Below are 20,152 nucleotides of genomic sequence, written 5' to 3'. Positions count from 1 at the left end.
AAATCAATCAATTACTTCCATCAAGCTTAAGGCTAAAACTCTTATCTAAAATAAGAAGATACAGTATAATAACCATCATTAAATTTGATAAAATTAGTGAGTAAGGAATAAGCTTAATTGATAGTTGGCTAGTATAAGATAAAAGCAATATATATATCAAAGAAGTACCAAAAGTCACTATTCCTATCATGACATTCCTCCCATAGTAAAAAAAGTAATTTACTAATATTAAATATGGAAGACTTAATCCAAATCCGAGTAAATATATTACGATATAGTATTTCGAACCAGTATAGCTAGCCCCCAAAAACCAAATGTAAATCGCTTCAGGGAACACCCAACCTAACACTGCAGGCAGCACACTCAAAGGCAGACTATATAATGCATATTTTTTTATTTTAACAACATTCAAAGATGAATCTTTAAGACCTTGATAATAGTAGGGAACAATCGCCTTATTCAAAGCCATAAATATGACAGGCAGAATTGCCGCAATCTGCACTCCAGCAGAATAAACCCCTAGCTCAGCTTTGGAATATTGCTCATAAATAAACAAACGGTCTAGCTGACCTTTAACAAAGAAACTGGACTGATGCAAAATTAAAGGAATACCAAAAGAAAAAATATAAAGTACCCCCAGCTTCAAGCGCCTAACTGTAATCTTATTTTCACTGGAGAATAAATTACCAAGTACAACACTGACAATAAAAAATGTCAAGGCATTTGCTACAACTATAGCTAATACTCTGTATGCAACCAAATCATTATTAAACGCCTCCAATGCTGTAATTGTAAAAATAACATTAGTCAGGGATAGAATAATTTGAATGGTAATATATTTAAGTGGTTGCTTTTGGCATTGACGTAACGCTAATTGCACATTGATAAAGGACTGAAACATAGTTGCCAATACAATGTATGCCATAATTTCAGCATTAAAAAACAAGCACCCTAAAAGTAAGATTAATGAGATAACAATATTATATAAATAACCTGCTGTTACAACTGTATTTAAGGCTTTCTTACCATAAAAATAAAAATAGCGAGTAACAGCTCCTTCCTGACTTAGCCCTATAAAAATTCCAAACAAAGCAAGCCATGTCAGATAATAAGAAAGCTCTCCAAATCCTTCTGGTCCCAACTTTCGTGTTAAGTAAGGCAACATGAGAAAAGGGAGACTTTTCGCAAAAAGCTCCCCTATTAAATAAATAAGACTATCCTTTATAACTCGCATAGCTATTTAATCATTTCTAGCTTTACAGGTGTGTTTGAAAAAACTTCATGAATGACTGTTTTACCTATCACTTCATCATAAAATTTAGGTGATAGGCCATAACCAGGTCGTACACTACGAATGCAAGATTCATCAATAATATCGCCAGCTTTTAAATCTTTGACAAAATAAAGTGAACGTCTAAATTGAGCATTTCCTTGTTCACTAGACTTTCTACCGTAATCTACACTGCCAAGTGCTTGCCATGCCGTTTTAGCACCTTGACACAACTGCTGTAGTTCTTTTGGCTCTAAAGAGAAGCTGTCATCTGGCCCGCCCCCTTTACGATCTAGCGTAAAATGCTTTTCAATGAGACACGCACCCAAAGCAATGGACGTAATTGCCGTTGTATTATCTACTGTATGGTCAGAAAGTCCGACTGGCACATTAAAAGACTTTGCCATATCAACCATAGTGTATAGATTATAATCTTCTGCAGGTGCAGGATAACCACTTACACAGTGTAGAACCACAAGCTCCTTACAACCACCATCATAAGCAGCTTGAATTGCTTCACCGATCTCGTCTTTGTCTGCCATTCCTGTAGAAATAATCATTGGCTTCCCTGTAGAAGCCACATATTTAATTAATGGCAAGTCCACCGCTTCAAAAGAAGCAATTTTATATGCAGGGGCATTCAGCTCTTCAAGCAAATCTACTGCTGTTTTATCAAATGGAGAACTAAAAATCGTGATATCTAAAGCACGTGCATGCTCAAAAAGTGGCTTATGCCATTCCCACGGCATTTGTGCTTTTTGGTAAAGCTCATATAAAGACTGACCATCCCATAAACCGCCACGAATCATAAACTCTTCAGTTTGGCTATTCAGTGTGATGGTATCTGCACTATAAGTTTGTAATTTAATCGCATCGGCACCACAGCGTTTGGCTTCTTCAATAATTTTGAGTGCCGTATCTAAGCTGCCGTTATGATTTGCAGAAAGCTCAGCAATAATATACGGTGGAAAGCCTGTACCAATATCACGATTATTAATTGTAATTTTTTTGCTCATTTCATTTATCCTCTAACCATTCTGCTTGTAGCAAACCAAACTGATATATATCAAATGTGCCTCGATGATCTTTGAAATGTTTTCTCAACAAACCCTCTTGGACAAAACCCATTTTTTTATGGAAACTTAATGATTTTTCATTAAATGCCAAAACTTGACCAAATATCTTACTTAGTCCAAGCTCTTCAAATGCTAGGGTTAATGCAGCACTCCCCAATAAATACCCCATTCCCTTCTCTGCATCAGGTTTCACATAGAAGCCCCACTCATATGCCGTACTATTTGGAATAGCAACAAAAGAGATGTAGCCTTGCGGTCGCTGCTGATATTCAAAAATATAGAATAGCCGATCAGTTCTATTCTTATTTCTCTCAAACCAAGCAAGATGGTCGCTTAAAGCGATTACATCCGAATTCACCATCCACTTGCGAATATCATCATGGTTACGCCATTGCAGCACCATTTCCAGATCATCATCGCTCAAGACTCTGAGCTGTGCATCTTTTAGATCTAACATGCATTAAATTCCTCAGAAAAAATGGTTTGCAACAATAAATCTGCACCAATACCATCCGTAATAGATAATGCCTTTTGATGCATGAGTTGCAATCGTTCTTGATCAAGCTGTTGTAATATCTGTAATAGCTTTGCATCAATTTCTGTTTGATCTATAGATATCGTTACCCCTAGATCATGTAAATATTTTGCTATCATTTTCTGGTTATCTGCCATACAGATCATAATTGTTGGCAGACCTAAACAGCTGCGTTCCCAAGCTGTACTACCAGCAGCACCTATCGCTAAATCATGCTCAAGCATTAAATCTGCCATATTATTGGCATTAATCAAAATATGATTGCTGAATGGTATTTTTTTTGATTGCTCTAGAATAGACGCTTTCCACGGTGCATTTACACCCATGACGACAGTAATAGATAAATGCTGTTGCTGTAGACTACGTGATAAAACGTCCAACACGCTACCTGTTAAGTTATCTTTATCTATTCCACCTAAATTCACCAAAATTTTTAACTTATCATGGTGATATGTTTTTGGATGCTGCTCTAGCCATAATCGTTTGCTACGAAATTCGGGACGCAATAAAGCATAGCGTGGCCCCATTAAATAATGGCCTTTACGGTTATTTAATTTCTCATAATCTGAAGATGTATTTGCTAAGCCACAATCCAAAATGATATCAGCATCATGTAAACGATTTGCCAAATCATCAATTACGACAATACGTTCAGCTTGCTGACGAACAACTTGTTGCCATACTGCGGACAAAGCATAATGATCAACAATAATCCAATCTACAGGCTGTTCAATTAAAATTGCTAATGTTTCTTCAGCATCTTTTTGTTCTGTTACCCCTAACCAGCGTTGGTATTCGGACAACTCAAAAGAAGGATTAAGCACTGGCTCAGGCAAGGTATAGACGGCATAGCCACGTTGTCTGACAAACTCAATTAAATTCCCTTGATGCTCACGACAAATGAAATAGGCCTCGTGTCCATGTCTAGCCAAAGCATCTGCTATCGTTAAACAACGTACCACATGCCCTGAACCTATTTGTAAAGATGCATCAGCTCGAAAACAAAACTTCATCGTTTATACGTCTAATAATAATTGTGCCATCAACTCTGCACGATGCCAGTCATCTGGAGTATCAATATCCTGAACTCGTGTTCTAGATAATTCAACAATTCTTGATCTATTAGAGAAAATTACAGACTTGTCTAACCATGCCTGTGCAGTTCCCCAATAAAACTGGCCAGCATCATGCCATGCCTCTTCCAAATCTTGAGAGCGTTTATTAAAGTTTTCAGGCTGGAACATTTCAACATTTCCATCTTGATTTAATTTAATTGCTCTTTGAATCGGAAATGCAAATGTTGTTGCACTAAATGCATAATCTAGTGGATAGTTTTGCAACAACTTGAGCCCAGTTTTCAGATCATCAGTCTGTACAAATGGTGCTGTTGCATATAAGCAACAAACATAATCTGGTCGTTGTCCCTGCAATTGTGTAAAAGCTTGTGTTGCATGCTGCATGACATCAGCAGTTGTCGCAAAATCATCAGACAGGTGAGCAGGTCGCATAAATGGAACTTTTGCTCCATATTGTCTTGCAATATCTGCAATTTCCTCATCATCAGTTGAAACCCAAACCTCATCAAAACATTCACTTTTCAGTGCAGCCTCTATAGACCATGCGATCATTGGCTTACCATAAAAGTCTTTAATGTTTTTACGAGGGATTCTTTTGCTTCCACCTCGCGCAGGAATAACAGCCAGTTGCATTGTTATACCAAAACCTCTTTTAGTGTTTGGTATATATACTGGATTTGCTCATCACTCAAATCAGGAAACATTGGTAAACTAATTGCTGTTTCATAATAGGCTTCGGCTTCAGGGAAATCGCCTTGCTTAAAGCCTAACTGCTCATAATAAGGTTGAACATGGACAGGAATGTAATGAACATTTACGCCTATACCTTTTTCTCGTAAGGCTTCAAAAATTTCTTTACGCCCTTTACTTAACTCTTTTTGCTTTAATCGAATTACATATAAATGCAATCCAGAATATGTGTCTGGTAGTTGATACGGTGTGATTAAAGGTAAATCTTTAAATAATTCATTGTATTTTTTAGCAATTTCGTGTCGCTTAGCAACAAAAGTTTCTAAGCGGGACAACTGTGTAACACCCAACGCTGCCTGTAATTCAGTCATACGGTAATTGTAACCCAGCTCGACCTGTTGATAGTACCAAGGACCTTCTGAAGGTTTAGTCATAAACTCAGTGTTTCTTGTCACACCATGGCTACGTAACAAGTCAATTTTCTTCGCCAATTCTTCATTATTGGTCAGTGCCATTCCACCTTCTGCAGTTGTAATGATTTTAACTGGATGAAAGCTGAAAATCGTAATATCTGAATATTGATTAGAACCAATATACTGGTCTTTATACTTACCACCAATTGCATGTGATGCATCCTCAATGATATGAAACCCATACTCTTTAGATAATGCATGTATCTTTTCCATATCACAAGGTTGACCACATAAATGAACTGGCACAACAATTTTTGGTAATTTATTTTGCTGTTTCGCAATTTCCAGTTTTGTTTTTAATGCATCAACAGAGAGATTATATGTATCAGGATCAATATCCACAAAATCTACTTCTGCATCACAGTATAAAGCACAGTTTGCAGAAGCAACAAAAGTAATTGGAGATGTCCAAAGGACATCTCCTTTTTTTAATCCCAAAGCCAAACAAGCCACATGTAAAGCAGAAGTTGCACTATTCATTGCTAACGCATATTTTGCCCCAACAAATTTAGCAACAGTATTTTCAAATAATGGAACTTGAGGACCTTGAGTTAAAAAGTCAGATTTCAAAACTTGAACTACTGAATCAACATCTGCTTGACTTATATTTTGTCTGCCATAAGGAATAAACATTTTAAATATTACCTATTTTTTCAGCATTTTTTACTAACCAAGCTTGTAATTCTGCATTACTCATCCACTCAGCATTATTATCACTTGAATAATGAAAACCTTCTGGAACTTTTGTACCATCTTTAATACGTTCTTTTGTTTCAGCCCAATCATTAATCACTGGCAAAATTTTATAATGCTCTGGATATTCATAAGTGTAGTAAGAATCTTCAACGCTGATCATTTGCTCATGCAATTTCTCACCAGGTCGAATACCAACAACTTCCTGTTTAGCTTCTGGTGCAACAACTGATGCCAATGTAGTTACTTTCATTGAAGGGATTTTTTTTACATATATTTCCCCTCCAACCATATCTTCAAATGCATGCCAAACAAGCTCAACACCTTGTTCTAAAGAGATCATAAATCGCGTCATACGATCGTCTGTAATTGGTAGAACACCTTCATCTTTGATCGACATAAAAAATGGGATAACCGAACCACGAGAGCCCATAACATTACCATATCGAACTACGGAAAATTTTGTTCCATGCTCACCAGAGTAGGCGTTACCTGCCACGAACAATTTATCAGATGCAAGTTTAGTCGCGCCATATAAATTAATTGGACTACTTGCTTTGTCTGTTGACAAAGCAACTACACCTTTTACTTTCTTATCTATACAAGCATCAATTACGTTCATAGCCCCATTGATGTTTGTTTTAATACACTCAAAAGGGTTATATTCAGCAGTCGGTACAATTTTGGTTGCAGCAGCATGTACTACATAGTCCACTCCATCTAGGGCGCGGTAAAGACGTTCTTTATCTCTTACATCGCCAATAAAAAAACGTACACGATTATCATCTTTAAATTTTTTTGCCATTTCCCATTGTTTCATTTCATCACGAGAAAAAATGATTATTTTTTTAGGATTATATTTTTCTAAAGTCATTGGGATAAAAGTATTCCCAAAAGAGCCTGTGCCACCTGTTACGAGTATAGTAGAACCTTCCAACATTATTTCCTCTGTTTTTGCTTTCAATTAAACTTTAAATTCTAAAAAGACACTATCTACATAGAACAATAATATGTGAATATTATACTAAATCGATTGTCATGAATGCATATATTACAATATTAGCAATAATGCCTACCAGCATTTCAGTGAAAAATTAAAGCTAACATATTACTTTATGTAAAAATACTACAAAGTGTCACTGTTCAAGTTCTATCATATTTGTTTCCACTTACATACAACAAAGTAAAGCCATTTAAATACCATAAAAACCGCTGAAACAAAGATATCAACTACTTTTTTCATTTATGCTAAGATCTTGTGTGTTATTTGTTATTTTATACAACCAGTTGATGTCTAAGTTTTCAAAACTGACATAAAAACTAATACATATTAATCATAGGCATTAATTGAATTATAGAATAGAATCTTCATCCATAATTGAGTCTAAATTAATGCTGTAATATAACGAAGGGTTTTGAATGTGAAGTATCGATACACCTCACTTTTTACAATTTTAGCAATTTCTGTTTCATTTACTGGTTGTGCAGTCACTTCTGGACTTCAAACCTATGATGTTCCTGAAGAAGGTATTTATCAAACAGATCAAGGCGCTAAACTAAATGTTGTGCAGCTTACACAAGCAAATATTTCGAATATAGGGTTTTCTGAAAATAATAATTCAAACAATATTGTTTCTCTATTTAATCAAAAGAATACAACTTATCGGTTAAGCCCTGGTGATATCCTATCGATACAATTATGGGCATACCCTGAAATAACCCCTCCTGTAACCCAAATGACCAATAATACATCAGTGTTAGCAAATGGTTTTCAGATTGACCAAAATGGTTATATACAAGCGCCTTTAATTGGCTCATATCGTACAGCAGGCAAAAGTTTAGCTGAAATCAATAATGAAATGCGTAAGCTATTTGCACGATATTTAAAAACGCCAGATGTTATTGTGCGTGTTTTATCCTACGAGGGCCGTCGCTACTTTGTAAATGGACAAGTCATGAAAAGTGGGCAATACACGTTAAATGACCAACCAACAAGCATTTATACTGCATTAGGACAAGCTGGTGGTATTAATACGCAATCCGGGGACAACACCAATATTCAACTGATTCGAAAAGGTCAAACCTATAATCTCAACACCATCACCTTAGAGAAACAAGGTTTATCTTTACATAATCTTTTAATTCAGCCCAATGACACAATTTTTGTGAATACTAAGCAGGATCAAAAGTTATATATTCTAGGTGAATCAACTCGTAGTCAGGCTGTCAATCTACGAGATCAGGGTATGACCTTAAGTGATGTACTTGGAGAGAGTGGGGGCATTAACCCAAACTCTGCTAGCGCTGCACGTATTTATGTAATGCGTACAGATATAAATAGCCAGACATCTTCCGTTTATCAACTTAATTTAAGCAGTTTTGGCAACTTTGCACTTGCCAATCAATTTACGATGCAAAAAAATGATATCGTCTATATAGATGCAACTGGATTAACGCGTTGGCAACGTGTAATTAACCAAATCATCCCTTTTTCTAATGCCTTATATAACATTGATCGCTTAGGACAATAATGCAATTCCAAAACATATTGGTTGTGTGCGTAGGAAATATCTGTCGTAGCCCAATGGCAGAATTTTTTTTAAAGCAAAACCATCCAAATTTAAATATAGAGTCTGCGGGTCTTTCTGCAATGACTGGTCATTCCGCAGACGATAAAGCGATAGCTTGTATGGATGCTTTAAATATTGATATGCGCACTCATGTTGCACGACAAATAAATGCGGAGTTGATCAAAAAGGCCGATCTTGTTCTAGTGATGAGCAAAAATCAATCACAACATATTGAGCAAAAATGGCCCTTTGCCAAAGGCAAGGTATTTCGTTTAGGACACTGGCAAGGTCAAAATGTGCCTGACCCATACAAACATGATCAAGCTTTTTTTGATGAAACATGTAAAAATATCCAAGTTTATGCCAATGACTGGCAATCACATCTCTAAATTTTAATTAGTTGTTTACCTATGAACCAAAATTCAAAAACTAATGATGATACGATTGATTTAAAAGAGTTGTTTTTCTCTTTAATTGCTCAATGGAAAGTGATTGCGCTTTGTGTCATTTTAACTTTAATCTGTGCCTTACTTTATTTACGTGTAACATCACCCGTCTACTCTACTGATGCAATAGTTCAGGTTGAAGATGGTAAAAGTGCAGCTTCAGCTGCTCTCATGGGTGAACTCAAAGATGTTGCTGGTGGGCTTGGTCAGAAATCACCAGCTGATGCAGAAATTGAAATTTTAAATTCGCGACTTGTACTTGGCAAAGTTATCAATAATTTGAATTTAAATATTCAAATTATTGATAATGCTGATACTTTTTTGCATAAATTAGTGTCCAAAGAAAAATCTAAACTTAAATATACTGCCAAGGCAGTCAGTTTTCAAAAAGATCAATCTAGCTTTTCTATACTAAAACTAGATGTCCCTGAATATTATTATGATAAAAATCTCACGTTACAATTTATAAATAAAAAGCAGTTTAGTTTAATCTATAAAGACCAAATTGTATTTAAAGGTACACTCAATCAGCTCAACCAAGCTCAAGACAATAAAGGATTGTGGTCTATTCAAATTAATAGTATAAATCCATTCCAACAAGACTTTACAGTTACTAAACTTTCGCTCCCTTCTGCGATGAAAGCACTTCAAGATAATTATACTATTGCTGAAAAAGGTAAAATGACGGGTGTCATTGGTTTAAATTATAATGGAACGGATAAGGAGCATATTACTCAAGTTTTAAATAATGTCCTTGCTGTATACCACGCACAAAATATTGAACGTAAGACCTTAGAATCTAAGCAAACATTAAATTTCCTGGACCAACAGCTACCAGAACTTAAACAGCAGCTTGAAGAATCAGAGATTAAATTTAATAAATTCCGTGAACAATACAATACTGTGGATGTCACTCAAGAAGCGGAATTGATGCTAAAGCAGAATGTTGAATTGGAGAAAATACGGATAGAATTAAAGCAAAAGCAAGCTGAGTACTCTGCAAAATATACCGCTGATCACCCATTGATGGCGGAAATCAATGCACAGCTGGCTGCTATTGATAAGAAATCGACAGAGATTAACCAAGCAATTAAACGTTTGCCTGAAACCCAACGTCTATATTTACAACTTTATCGTGATGTAAAAGTCAATACAGAACTCTACACCTCTCTATTAAATAGCTATCAACAATTAAAAATTGTAAATGCGGGCGAAATCGGCAATGTTCGTATTATTGATACTGCTGTGGAGCCTTTTAAACCAATTAAACCAAGAAAATTGATTATTTTGATTCTTTCAATTTTTGTTGGTGGATTTATTGGTGTTCTCATCGCATTACTGCGCAATCTACTTTCATCAGGAATCAAAGATTCAACTCGCATTGAAAACGAACTTGATCTCCCTGTGTATGCCACTGTGCCACGCTCTCCGATTCAAGAAAGCCGTGTACAATTGCTGAGAAAAAAGAAATCAATTCCAATTCTTGCTGCTAAAAATAGTGAAGATATTGCCATTGAAAGCTTACGTAGCATTCGTACCACAATTCACTTTGCTTTAAACACAGCTAAAAATAATATTATTGCTGTTTCTGGACCTGCTCCAGAAATTGGTAAATCCTTTATCTCAACCAACCTTGCCGCAATTTTTGCACAAGGCAATAAGAAAGTTCTACTCATTGATGCAGATATCCGCAGAGGCTATTTACATAAATATTTTAGTCATGACACATCACCAGGTTTAACTGAATATTTGGCAGGTCAAAACACGCTTGAACAATGTATAGTCCATTCAAATACGGTAAATCATTTAGATTTTCTGCCACGTGGGAAAAATAATAGTCATTCCTCTGAAATGTTGAGTTCAGATTGTTTTAGTGAGTTATTAGAACAGCTTTCGCAGCAATATGATCATATTATTATTGATACCCCTCCTATCTTGGCAGTCACTGATGGCATCATTGTTTCTCAATTTGCGGGTGTAAACCTTGTTGTTGCACGTTATGCAAAAACACAAATGAAAGAGCTCGAATTAACCATCAATCGCTTTGAACAAGCAGGAAGCAAAGTGAATGGGGTTATTCTCAATGATGTTCAAGCAACTGTGGGGGGCAATTATGGCTATAATTATGCATATGCCTACACAGCAGCTAAAGATGATTGATATCGAATGAGTAACAAAAAAGCCAGATTGAATCTGGCTTTTTTGTGCCAATTTTTTGATCAATATAACTGTATATTTTTAGTTGTCATCATCAGATAACTATATCGTTTATGATGAAGAAGTTATATGCTTGAGCAGATTATGCTAATGATCAAATTAGCCTCTTAAAAGATTAAAATTTGGAAATTTTTATGAGTAAAGCCTTACCCATCGCAATTGCTGTAATCTTAGGTGGTGCTGCACTTGTACCTGTTTATTATGCATCTAAACATCCTGCTGATGTAAACAGTCATTCAATGTCAAAAAATGCTAAACCTGTAGAAAAAATTAGTTATGCACTTGGTTATGAAGTTGCGAGCCAAACGCCACCTGAAGTCGATGTGAATACATTTATCAGCGGTATTCGTGACGGCCATGCTAAAAAACAACGTGCCTATACAGATGAAGAATTACAAGCTGCATATGTTGACTTCCAAAAAGAAATGCAACAAAAGCAATTACAACAAAGCAAAGAAACAGCTTCATCAAATGACTCATTCTTAGCTGAAAATGCGAAAAAAGAAGGTGTTAAAACAACTGCTTCAGGATTGCAATATAAAATCACCAAAGAAGGTACAGGTAAACAGCCTGCTGCTACGTCACAAGTCACTGTACATTACAAAGGTCAGTTGTTAGATGGCAAAGTATTCGATAGCTCATATGATCGTGGTCAACCAGTTGAGTTCCCTTTAAACCAAGTAATTCCAGGTTGGACTGAAGGTTTACAGCTCATGAAGGAAGGCGGTAAAGCAACCTTATATATCCCTGCAAAATTGGCTTATGGTGAACAAGGTGTTCCTGGCACGATTCCTCCAAACAGCACTTTAATTTTTGATGTTGAACTTGTTAAAGTTAAATAACATTTAAGAAAAGGAGAGATTTACTCTCCTTTTTTGGATTTTAATTATGAAAAAAACACTTATTGTGCTTAGTCTTAGTATACTGAGTAGTGCAGCTTTCTCAGCACCGATTAACAATAAAAGCTCCCAACAAGATCAACTGGGTTATAGCTATGGTTATGTCATGGGACGTACCAATGCCGACACCTTAAAACAAATTAATTTAAATGCCTTTATTCAAGGGATCAAAGAAGGTTCTACAGGTCAGAAAGCAAGCTTAACTGATGAAGAAATGGCAAAAGCGCTTGCACAATATAAACAGCAAACCGAAGCAAAACAAATGCTAGAGTTTAAACAAGCTGCAGATGTAAATGCCAAACAAGGTGAAACTTTTCTTGTAGAAAATGCGAAGAAAACAGGTGTAATTACTCGCCCAAGTGGTTTGCAGTATAGTGTTTTACAACAAGGTACTGGAAAGTCACCTTCTGCAAAATCTAAGGTTTCTGTAAACTATGAAGGTCGTTTGCTTGATGGTACTGTATTTGACAGTTCTTTTGCACGAAATGAAGCTGTAGAATTTCAAGTTAGCCAAGTGATTCAAGGTTGGACTGAAGGTTTGCAACTGATGAAAGAAGGCGCGAAATATCGTTTCTTTATTCCAGCAAAACTTGCCTACGGCGAGATTGGTGCGGGTGATGCGATTGGTCCAAACAGCGCCTTAATTTTTGATGTAGAACTATTAAAAGTTTTACCTTAGTTTCAGGGTAAGATAGTTTTGAAAATAAAAAGCATCGCTCAATCGCGATGTTTTTTATGCTCTAATAAAAAATCTTATCGCATTTCATAGAAGTAAATTCATACATCTATAAAGCTTACAGTACCGTATCTTATATTTAGAATTTAAATTCTATCCCACACACAATGGCGACATCCTTGCCGCCATGCGCTAGATACATCACTTATGAACGAATGATGCTCAAAGTAAAAGCTATCTCATTTATATTCTATTGATTGGTCTTAATTTAGTGCTTTAAATGTCTTGGTCTAAAACCTGCTGCAAGTAGAGCGATACCATAAGCCACTATACCGACCAAGCATAACCCGACAACTTCAAGAATTCGAAGCCATTGCGAAGCTGTACCATCATACCAATTTAAAGCAAACCATAGCGCGCCAATCATCACGATATTGGCTATGGCAAATTGAACAAATAATTTTTTCCAGTGCGCACCAAAACGGAAAATATTTTTCTTATGTAAATAAAAATATAACATCCCTGCATTGACCAAAGCTGAACCTGAAGAAGCAATGGCTAAGGCCATATGCTCAGCTTGCCAATCAATCAATTTAAAAATACCAATAAAGATAATGTTTAAAATCGCATTGGCTGCAACCGCCATTAAGCCAACACGTACAGGTGTTTTGGTGTCCTGAATGGCATAAAAACCTGGTGCAAAGACTTTAATCAACATAAATGCCAGTACACCACCACTCATACATTGCAGTGCCATAGCGGTCATTTGCGTATCACGTGCATCAAAAGCACCATGCTGAAAAAGCGCTTGAATGATCGGCGTAGATAACATGAACAAAGCAATACTAGCTGGCACACCCACCAAGACAATCACGCGTGCAGCCCAATCCAACATTCTACGAAACTTGGCCTGATCTTGTTCTGCTTTACTCACAGAAAGAGACGGAAGAATCACGGTACCAATAGCAACACCAATCAATCCAAGTGGTAACTCGGTCATGCGTTCGGCACTATATAACCATGACACCGAACCATCTTGCATGAATGACGCCCAAATTGTATTTAGTAATAAGTTAATCTGAGTGACTGATACACCAAATAAAGCGGGCAACATCAGTTTTAAAATTCGATCTACACCCTCATGTTTAAAATCAACTTTAGGTGGAATCAGTAATTTTTTATTCCATAATTCAGGTATTTGAATCGCAAGTTGTAAAACCCCGGCTGCAACCACAGCCCATCCTAAAGCCATGATCGGTTGAGCCATATGCGGGGCTAACCACCAAGCACCAGCAATCATTGCCACGTTGAGTAAGACAGGCGAAAACGCTGGCGAAGCAAAAGATCCATAACTATTCAAAATACTGCTAGCAAATGCAGTCAATGACATAAACATCAGATATGGAATCGTTAAACGAAACATATCTACAGCCAGATCAAATTTTGCAGGATCATTATGAAAACCGGGTGCATAGACATACAGGATCACAGGTGCAATGATCATACTGATCAAGGTTAACAGTGACATCACCATTAACAGGCAGCCAAACACACGACTAATGAGAATCTGTACTTCTGCATGCAGTTTTGTGGTTTTATATTCGGTGAGTACGGGAATAAAGGCTTGCGAAAAAGCCCCTTCTGCAAATAAACGCCTGAAAAAATTGGGAATACGAAAAGCAACCACAAAGGTGTCAAAATCCTTACCTGCCCCAAATACATTGAGCAAAACCATATCTCTGACTAAGCCCAAGACTCGTGACAACATGGTCATTGCACTGACAATAAAGGTGGATCGCCACAGCGCCATCGTATTCACCTAGTTAAAATAAAGTCGCTATTGTAATTAAATATTCTTAAAATTGCGTTGTTAAATCATAAACAGACGCTTATTTACTTCAGTTGTTTTATCTTAATTTTTTTCTGATTCAAACTTTCTCTAAATTGCTGCCATTGAAAATGTGGTCCAGGGTCAGTTTTACGTCCTGATGCAATATCAGAGTGTCCTGTTAAATGATGATCTGTTTTTGGATAAGCGTGTTGCAAAGTGGCAACCACATCAACCAGTTGTTGATATTGGATCGCTTCAAAATCACTATCATCACTTCCTTCAAGCTCAATTCCAATTGAATAGTCATTACACTCAACTTTACCTAGATAAGCTGAACGTCCGGCATGCCAAGCTCGATCATTAAAATTAACAAACTGGATAATTTCACCAGTTCTTAAAATCAATAAATGTGCAGAAACTTGCATACCCTCGATGGTTTGAAAATAAGGATGGACTGACCAATCCAGTTGATTTTGAAAAAACTGTTCAATATAACCTCCACCGAACTGTGAAGGTGGCAAACTAATATTGTGAATCACAATCAGCTGAATCTCTGTATTTTCAGGGCGTTGATTATAGTTAGGAGATGGGACTTGTCTTGCGCCAATCAATTGACCATTCACGACCTGAAACTGTGGTGCAGATTGCATATCTTATTCCTACAGAATTTTTCTATTTTCAATAAAGCTGATTCTCAATATTTTAGTGTAGTCTCGGGTCTGTTGACAATTCGTCTATGTTTGCGACGATGAGTATTTTTTAGGTGATACAAGGCACGAGATACGAAATTTAGTCATTCTAAATGATGAGAAACATCGTTTCGCAAGGTAACATGTAGCACCAAAAAATACTCTAGTCCTCAGCTTCGACTTTCACTGCGAATAAAGTAATGCTTTGTTCTTGTTCAAGTTATAACTAAAATTATCTCAGTATGCGTTATGAAACTTAAAAATAGTCTCACGATTCTCATTCATGTTTTACGATGTATACGTCTCGTGCTTAATTTGAACCTACAACGCAAACTATTTATGAAATGTTAACAGATCCTTATCTGTATAAAATAAAAACTTCTTCAAACTTGCAATGACAGTGCTAATATATCGCTCAGTTTTTAAGGGTGACTAAAATAGGGATATCCATGAGCATACCTGAATCTTTGCTTGAACAATCTATTCAAATTAATATTCAACAAGCACTCCAAGAAGATATTGGCGATGCTGATATTACTGCCCTACTCACACCAGAAGATGAGCAAGCGACAGCCACGATCATTTCGCGTGAAGATATGGTCTTGGCAGGACAACCTTGGGTCGATGCTCTGATCAAGGCTTATGATCCAAGCGTACAGATTACTTGGCTTAAAAATGATGGTGACTGGGTTAAAGCCAATGAAACCATTTATAAATTGGCAGGTTCTGCGCGTAGCTTGCTGACTGTTGAGCGTCCTGCATTAAACTTTGTGCAAACCCTGTCGGCAGTCGCAACCAAAACGGCTGAATATGTAAAATATCTTGAAGGTACACCAACCAAATTATTAGATACACGTAAAACTTTGCCGGGTTTACGGATTGCACAAAAATACGCAGTTGCTGTAGGTGGCGGGCAAAACCATCGCCTAGGTTTATTCGATGCATTCTTAATCAAAGAAAATCACATCATGGCTGCCGGTGGCATCGCTCAAGCAATTGCCAAAGCGCATCAAATCGCACCAGGTAAGCCTGTTGAAGTCGAAGTTGAAACATGGGATGAACTGAATCAAGCACTTGAAGCCAAAGCAGATATCGTCATGCTAGATAATTTTAGCCAACAACAAATGATTGATGCAGTTAAACATGTTGCAGGGCGTTGTAAATTAGAAGCTTCTGGGAATATAACCCTTGAGAATTTAAGTCAAGTTGCACAAACAGGTGTTGACTATATTTCGATGGGTGTATTAACCAAAGATGTTAAAGCGATTGATTTATCTATGCGTTTTAATGCCTAATTACTCAATCATATTCGGTCATAAAGCAGTATCTATATACTGCTTTTTTATTACAAAATATAACGATGAGTCAATAAATAATCAGCTAATTTTATGCAAAAGACCTTCTAAATAACAATCAAATTATGTGCATCAACAAAAGAGATAAACAATGAAAAAACATATTTTATATTCATCACTATTCGCATCCATTATTCCGATCTTGAGCCATGCAGACACCGTCAATGTGCATGTGTTAAGTGCAACAGTGAAAGATCAAAATATTGCCAATGCTGAAGTGATTTTGCAAAAAAATGGTGAGCGCTCTGCTTCAAGTTCTACCAATACAAGCGGCCGAGCCTCAGTCAATAGTAATACTATAGACAGTTCAGATAATTTAATGATTATCAAAAAATCAGGTTATTCAACACTGGTTGCAAAATGTCCATGTGATGGCATGACCTACGCCTTAAGTCCTGTACTCAAAGATCTCAACAGTATGCGAATTGTACTGAATTGGGGGCAAAATCCTTTAGATCTCGATTCACACTTAAGTTATAAAAATCAGCATGTATATTGGGACAGTAAACAAGGTTTGGCTGCAAATCTGGATGTGGATGACACCGACTCTTATGGTCCTGAAACCGTCACTATCGATAAACGTTTAGAAGGTCAATATTATGTGTATTCAGTACATGACTTTTCTGATCGGACTCAACCAACTACGACCAATTTATCCAATAGCCAAGCCAAAGTCATGGTCTATGCAGGTGAATCACTGATTCGTTCTTATTATATTCCGACTGGTCAAACGGGTAATCTATGGACTGTATTCCGCATTAGCCCTGAAGGTGAAATTCAAGACATCAATCGTATTTCAGGAACCTCGGTTAACGCAAGCCAAGTGGGTTCAACTGTATCAAATTATCAAAATCAAACCACTCGGGTAAATATTGTTCCTGTCTCAGCCGATGCGCAAAAACGAGCCAAGACACTTAATTTAAGTGCGGATAAAGCCTATCAAAACAACCAGATTGAACAAGCTGCAATGCTCTATCAACAATCTATCGACTACAATCCAAATGTTGGCCAAACCTATAGTAATCTTGCTGTTGCTTATCAAAAGCTCAATCGTTCCTCAGAAGCCTTATGGGCAAATCAAAAAGCCATTGCTTTGGCAACCAATAACAATACCAAAGCTTATTCTCACTATAATATGGGTAAAATCTATGAAAATAACCAAGATTATGCCCAAGCTAAGCAACATTATCAATTGGCCAATCAATACAAACCAAGCGCGACTTATGATGAAGCGATACAACGTGTAAGCCAGTAAAAAAATTGCCCAAAGGATATCTACATTCTTTGGGCAGCTTTGATGCTTTAGTTTGCTATTTTTTAATTTTGCTTACAAAACAAGCAGTTTTTACATAGAAAAGCCATCTGAATAAGCCTATAATCTTTGGCTTCCAATACATTCCTGTAATTAGGCCAATGAAGACTTTGAAACAACAAGTTTTGTTTTTACTTGTCGCTTTTTTATCTGTATTTGCTTTTTTCTTATACCAAGAAGATATCACGCGTTTCTTTCAATTACGTGACATCTATCTAAAACCACGTCTGTATAAATATGGCTTTTCAATTCTCTTAAACTACGCCTTTATTAGTTTATTTTATTTAATCTTAAGAAAAACCTTTGCGACCATTTTACTTAGTCAATTTATTATTTTTTTACTGAGCTTTATCAATATCAAGAAAGAGCAATATCTTTCTGCAAGTTTGGTTCCTAGTGATTTTTTATTATTTAAAGAAACCTTTATCACCTCTCCAATCATGCTCAAAATTGCAGTCTTTGCAGCAATTGCAGTATTTATTGGGCTATTTGTATTTCTGTATAAAAAAGAGAAATTAGGGACGAAGCCACTCCTCCTGACAAACAGCATTTTATCTTTTGCCATCCTTGGTTTCTTTATCACTGCCAATTTTAAAAATAATTTTAGTGAAGCTTGTGCCAATGCAGCAAAAAATTCAATTTGCCAATATGCAAAATATCTACCCAATACCCGTGGTGACTGGATTGGTGATCATTTAACCATTAAATATTTAGGTTTTTCGACCTTCTTTTTTTCCAAAACGGTTGATGGCTTAAACAATAAAATTTTCCAAACACAAGTCATCCCTGAAGAAAAAGTTGCTGCTTTTTATCAACCGATGGCGGTTGAGCATGATGAAGAGTCTACATCGAATCTAGCATCAGATGATCCGTCACAACAAAAACAATTGCCAAATATCGTTTTTGTGATGAGCGAGTCGCATTGGGATGCCAGAAAATTAGACAAAAGCATTCCACCTAACATCACCCCAACGATTAGTAAAAATCAGGTTTCTAGCTTATTGTCTCCAAGTTTTGGTGGAGGAACTGCTAACGTTGAGTTTGAAGTATTAACCAGTCTAAATACCTATTTAAATCATAATGAATTGGCTTATGTATCAAAATTAAAACGTCCAACTTATTCATTACCGATGTATTTAAATACATTGGGTTATGAAACAACTGCAATGCATAACAACGGCAAATATTTTTATAACCGTAGCGCAGTTTATCAAAATCTAGGTTTTAACCGTTTTACTTCAATTGAAAATATGATCAACATGGCTGATCGTGCTAAATATATTAATGCTGCGGGTTGGGCTACTGATGATTTAATTTATAACAGCATTGAAAATCAGCTTAAAAATACGGATAAACCGCAATTTATCTATGCGATCAGTGTTGAGAATCATCCAATGTACAGTGATGATCGCTTTGGTAAAGATCATTTTAAAATCACCAAAGATGGTGTGAGTGAGAACAGTAAACGTGCACTGAATACTTATTTAACGGGTATGCAACGTGCTGACGATAAATTTAAAACTCTGATTGAGCATGTCAAACAGCTTGATCGCCCAACAATTGTGATTTTCTTTGGTGACCATTTACCCAACTTACAAAGTGTTTACGATGAGTATGGCTTCTTTAAATCAGCGCAAGAAAAAGCTGAGAAAAAAGATGTACGCTTCTTTGAAACACCGCTTGCAGTTTGGGCAAATTTCTCCATTGATCAAAAGCAATTTAAAGGGCCTTTTGTTGCAGCACATTTCTTAGCACCCAAAGTATTAGAAGCTGCGCATATTCCCCTTTCACCTTACTATGCTTTTGTAAATAAAGTGAACGCTTGTTATACCACTGTTCATCAAACAGGCACGCAAACGCAAAAATCTTGTGAATTTGATCAAACTGAGATTCTACAACAGTATAAAGACATGAATACTGATGTGTTAAATGGTAAGAATTTCACTTATCAGATGTTAAAATCTAAAGCTGAAAGCTAGTCCTGCCCAAATGATCAAGAAGATTCTCCAGAGTCTTCTTGATCATGCTGCTGTTCAGCATGTTGTTGTGGTTCATTATTTTTTGCGTCAAATTCTTTGCTTTCGAAATCTTCACGGCGTGGATCTCCAGCCATCAATACAAAGGTAATCACGGCGAATAGAACAATGAGTATTTTCATAAGCCTGCCATTTGCTAAAGTTTGAAATATTCTAAATACGGGTTGATGAAAAGATTTGTAGAGTCTGTATACGAAACAAGGGATTTCAGCTGATTTATGTATCTATTGACGTAAATAGATGATTGGAATCTTAATCATGTAAGTTTGCGCAAATTATGTGGTCTTCTATCAACTAAAAATCTTCTA

Annotated in this window: 18 protein-coding genes; 8 read left to right on the top strand and 10 right to left on the bottom strand. The window is 36.4% G+C overall.

The window, feature by feature from the left end; all coding sequences use genetic code 11:
- Positions 1-7 precede the first annotated feature (7 nt).
- Genes ASC84_RS21565 through pseB form a run of 7 tightly spaced genes read right to left on the bottom strand, consistent with a single transcriptional unit; the run spans position 8 to position 6,753 of the window.
- Positions 8-1,234 (bottom strand): oligosaccharide flippase family protein, encoded by a 1,227-nt coding sequence (locus ASC84_RS21565; RefSeq protein WP_056518278.1) that lies wholly within the window; start codon positions 1,232-1,234, stop codon positions 8-10.
- Positions 1,235-1,236: 2 nt separating this feature from the next.
- Positions 1,237-2,286, bottom strand: a complete 1,050-nt coding sequence (gene pseI / locus ASC84_RS21560) for a pseudaminic acid synthase (protein WP_056518277.1) — start codon at positions 2,284-2,286, stop codon at positions 1,237-1,239.
- A gap of 1 nt (position 2,287) precedes the next feature.
- A complete protein-coding gene (pseH, locus tag ASC84_RS21555) occupies positions 2,288-2,803 on the bottom strand; it encodes a UDP-4-amino-4,6-dideoxy-N-acetyl-beta-L-altrosamine N-acetyltransferase (protein ID WP_056518275.1) in 516 nt (171 codons plus the stop codon).
- Positions 2,797-3,894 (bottom strand): UDP-2,4-diacetamido-2,4,6-trideoxy-beta-L-altropyranose hydrolase, encoded by a 1,098-nt coding sequence (gene pseG / locus ASC84_RS21550; protein WP_056518273.1) that lies wholly within the window; start codon positions 3,892-3,894, stop codon positions 2,797-2,799. Before pseG ends, pseH begins: the two co-directional genes overlap by 7 nt.
- A 3-nt stretch (positions 3,895-3,897) precedes the next feature.
- A complete protein-coding gene (pseF, locus tag ASC84_RS21545; protein ID WP_056518271.1) occupies positions 3,898-4,590 on the bottom strand; it encodes a pseudaminic acid cytidylyltransferase in 693 nt (230 codons plus the stop codon).
- A 2-nt stretch (positions 4,591-4,592) separates the two neighbouring features.
- Positions 4,593-5,753, bottom strand: a complete 1,161-nt coding sequence (pseC, locus tag ASC84_RS21540; protein WP_056518269.1) for a UDP-4-amino-4,6-dideoxy-N-acetyl-beta-L-altrosamine transaminase — start codon at positions 5,751-5,753, stop codon at positions 4,593-4,595.
- Position 5,754: 1 nt separating this feature from the next.
- Complete coding sequence (pseB, locus tag ASC84_RS21535; protein WP_056518267.1) at positions 5,755-6,753, bottom strand: UDP-N-acetylglucosamine 4,6-dehydratase (inverting); 999 nt, start codon at positions 6,751-6,753, stop codon at positions 5,755-5,757.
- A gap of 481 nt (positions 6,754-7,234) precedes the next feature.
- On the opposite strand from pseB, the gene ASC84_RS21530 reads away from it, so the two are divergent.
- From ASC84_RS21530 to ASC84_RS21510, 5 genes are all read left to right on the top strand, one after another.
- Complete coding sequence (locus tag ASC84_RS21530; protein WP_056518265.1) at positions 7,235-8,344, top strand: polysaccharide biosynthesis/export family protein; 1,110 nt, start codon at positions 7,235-7,237, stop codon at positions 8,342-8,344.
- Positions 8,344-8,772, top strand: a complete 429-nt coding sequence (locus ASC84_RS21525) for a low molecular weight protein-tyrosine-phosphatase (protein ID WP_056518264.1) — start codon at positions 8,344-8,346, stop codon at positions 8,770-8,772. The genes ASC84_RS21530 and ASC84_RS21525 overlap by 1 nt, the downstream gene beginning before the upstream one ends.
- Positions 8,773-8,793: 21 nt before the next feature.
- Complete coding sequence (locus ASC84_RS21520; RefSeq protein ID WP_056518262.1) at positions 8,794-10,989, top strand: polysaccharide biosynthesis tyrosine autokinase; 2,196 nt, start codon at positions 8,794-8,796, stop codon at positions 10,987-10,989.
- Positions 10,990-11,180: 191 nt separating this feature from the next.
- Entirely contained in the window at positions 11,181-11,888 is a 708-nt protein-coding gene (locus ASC84_RS21515) for an FKBP-type peptidyl-prolyl cis-trans isomerase (protein WP_056518259.1), read from the top strand.
- A gap of 46 nt (positions 11,889-11,934) precedes the next feature.
- On the top strand, positions 11,935-12,624 hold the full coding sequence (locus ASC84_RS21510) for an FKBP-type peptidyl-prolyl cis-trans isomerase (protein WP_056518257.1): 690 nt from the start codon (positions 11,935-11,937) through the stop codon (positions 12,622-12,624).
- A 265-nt stretch (positions 12,625-12,889) separates the two neighbouring features.
- Here the strand turns inward: ASC84_RS21510 and murJ are convergent, their stop codons facing one another.
- Positions 12,890-14,440, bottom strand: coding sequence for a murein biosynthesis integral membrane protein MurJ (gene murJ, locus ASC84_RS21505; RefSeq protein WP_171066920.1), 1,551 nt, complete (start codon positions 14,438-14,440; stop codon positions 12,890-12,892).
- Positions 14,441-14,514: 74 nt separating this feature from the next.
- Positions 14,515-15,102 carry a 1,6-anhydro-N-acetylmuramyl-L-alanine amidase AmpD gene (gene ampD / locus ASC84_RS21500; RefSeq protein WP_056518255.1) on the bottom strand — a complete coding sequence of 196 codons (588 nt, stop codon included), beginning with the start codon at positions 15,100-15,102 and terminating at the stop codon, positions 14,515-14,517.
- A gap of 488 nt (positions 15,103-15,590) precedes the next feature.
- Here ampD and nadC point away from each other — a divergent pair, with 488 nt between their 5' ends.
- From nadC to ASC84_RS21485, 3 genes are all read left to right on the top strand, one after another.
- Positions 15,591-16,436, top strand: a complete 846-nt coding sequence (gene nadC / locus ASC84_RS21495; protein WP_004823617.1) for a carboxylating nicotinate-nucleotide diphosphorylase — start codon at positions 15,591-15,593, stop codon at positions 16,434-16,436.
- Positions 16,437-16,587: 151 nt separating this feature from the next.
- Positions 16,588-17,751, top strand: a complete 1,164-nt coding sequence (locus ASC84_RS21490) for a tetratricopeptide repeat protein (RefSeq protein ID WP_056518253.1) — start codon at positions 16,588-16,590, stop codon at positions 17,749-17,751.
- Positions 17,752-17,909: 158 nt separating this feature from the next.
- Positions 17,910-19,787: an alkaline phosphatase family protein gene (locus ASC84_RS21485; protein ID WP_056518251.1), complete on the top strand. Its 1,878-nt coding sequence runs from the start codon at positions 17,910-17,912 to the stop codon at positions 19,785-19,787.
- Positions 19,788-19,801: 14 nt separating this feature from the next.
- On the opposite strand, the gene ASC84_RS23000 is transcribed toward ASC84_RS21485, so the two are convergent.
- Complete coding sequence (locus ASC84_RS23000; RefSeq protein WP_171077782.1) at positions 19,802-19,966, bottom strand: hypothetical protein; 165 nt, start codon at positions 19,964-19,966, stop codon at positions 19,802-19,804.
- Between the last annotated feature and the right edge of the window lie 186 nt (positions 19,967-20,152).

Origin of the sequence: Acinetobacter sp. Root1280 (assembly GCF_001425285.1) — a bacterium.
In the GTDB taxonomy this organism is placed as follows: domain Bacteria; phylum Pseudomonadota; class Gammaproteobacteria; order Pseudomonadales; family Moraxellaceae; genus Acinetobacter; species Acinetobacter guillouiae.
This window is presented reverse-complemented; position numbering and strand designations above follow the sequence as displayed.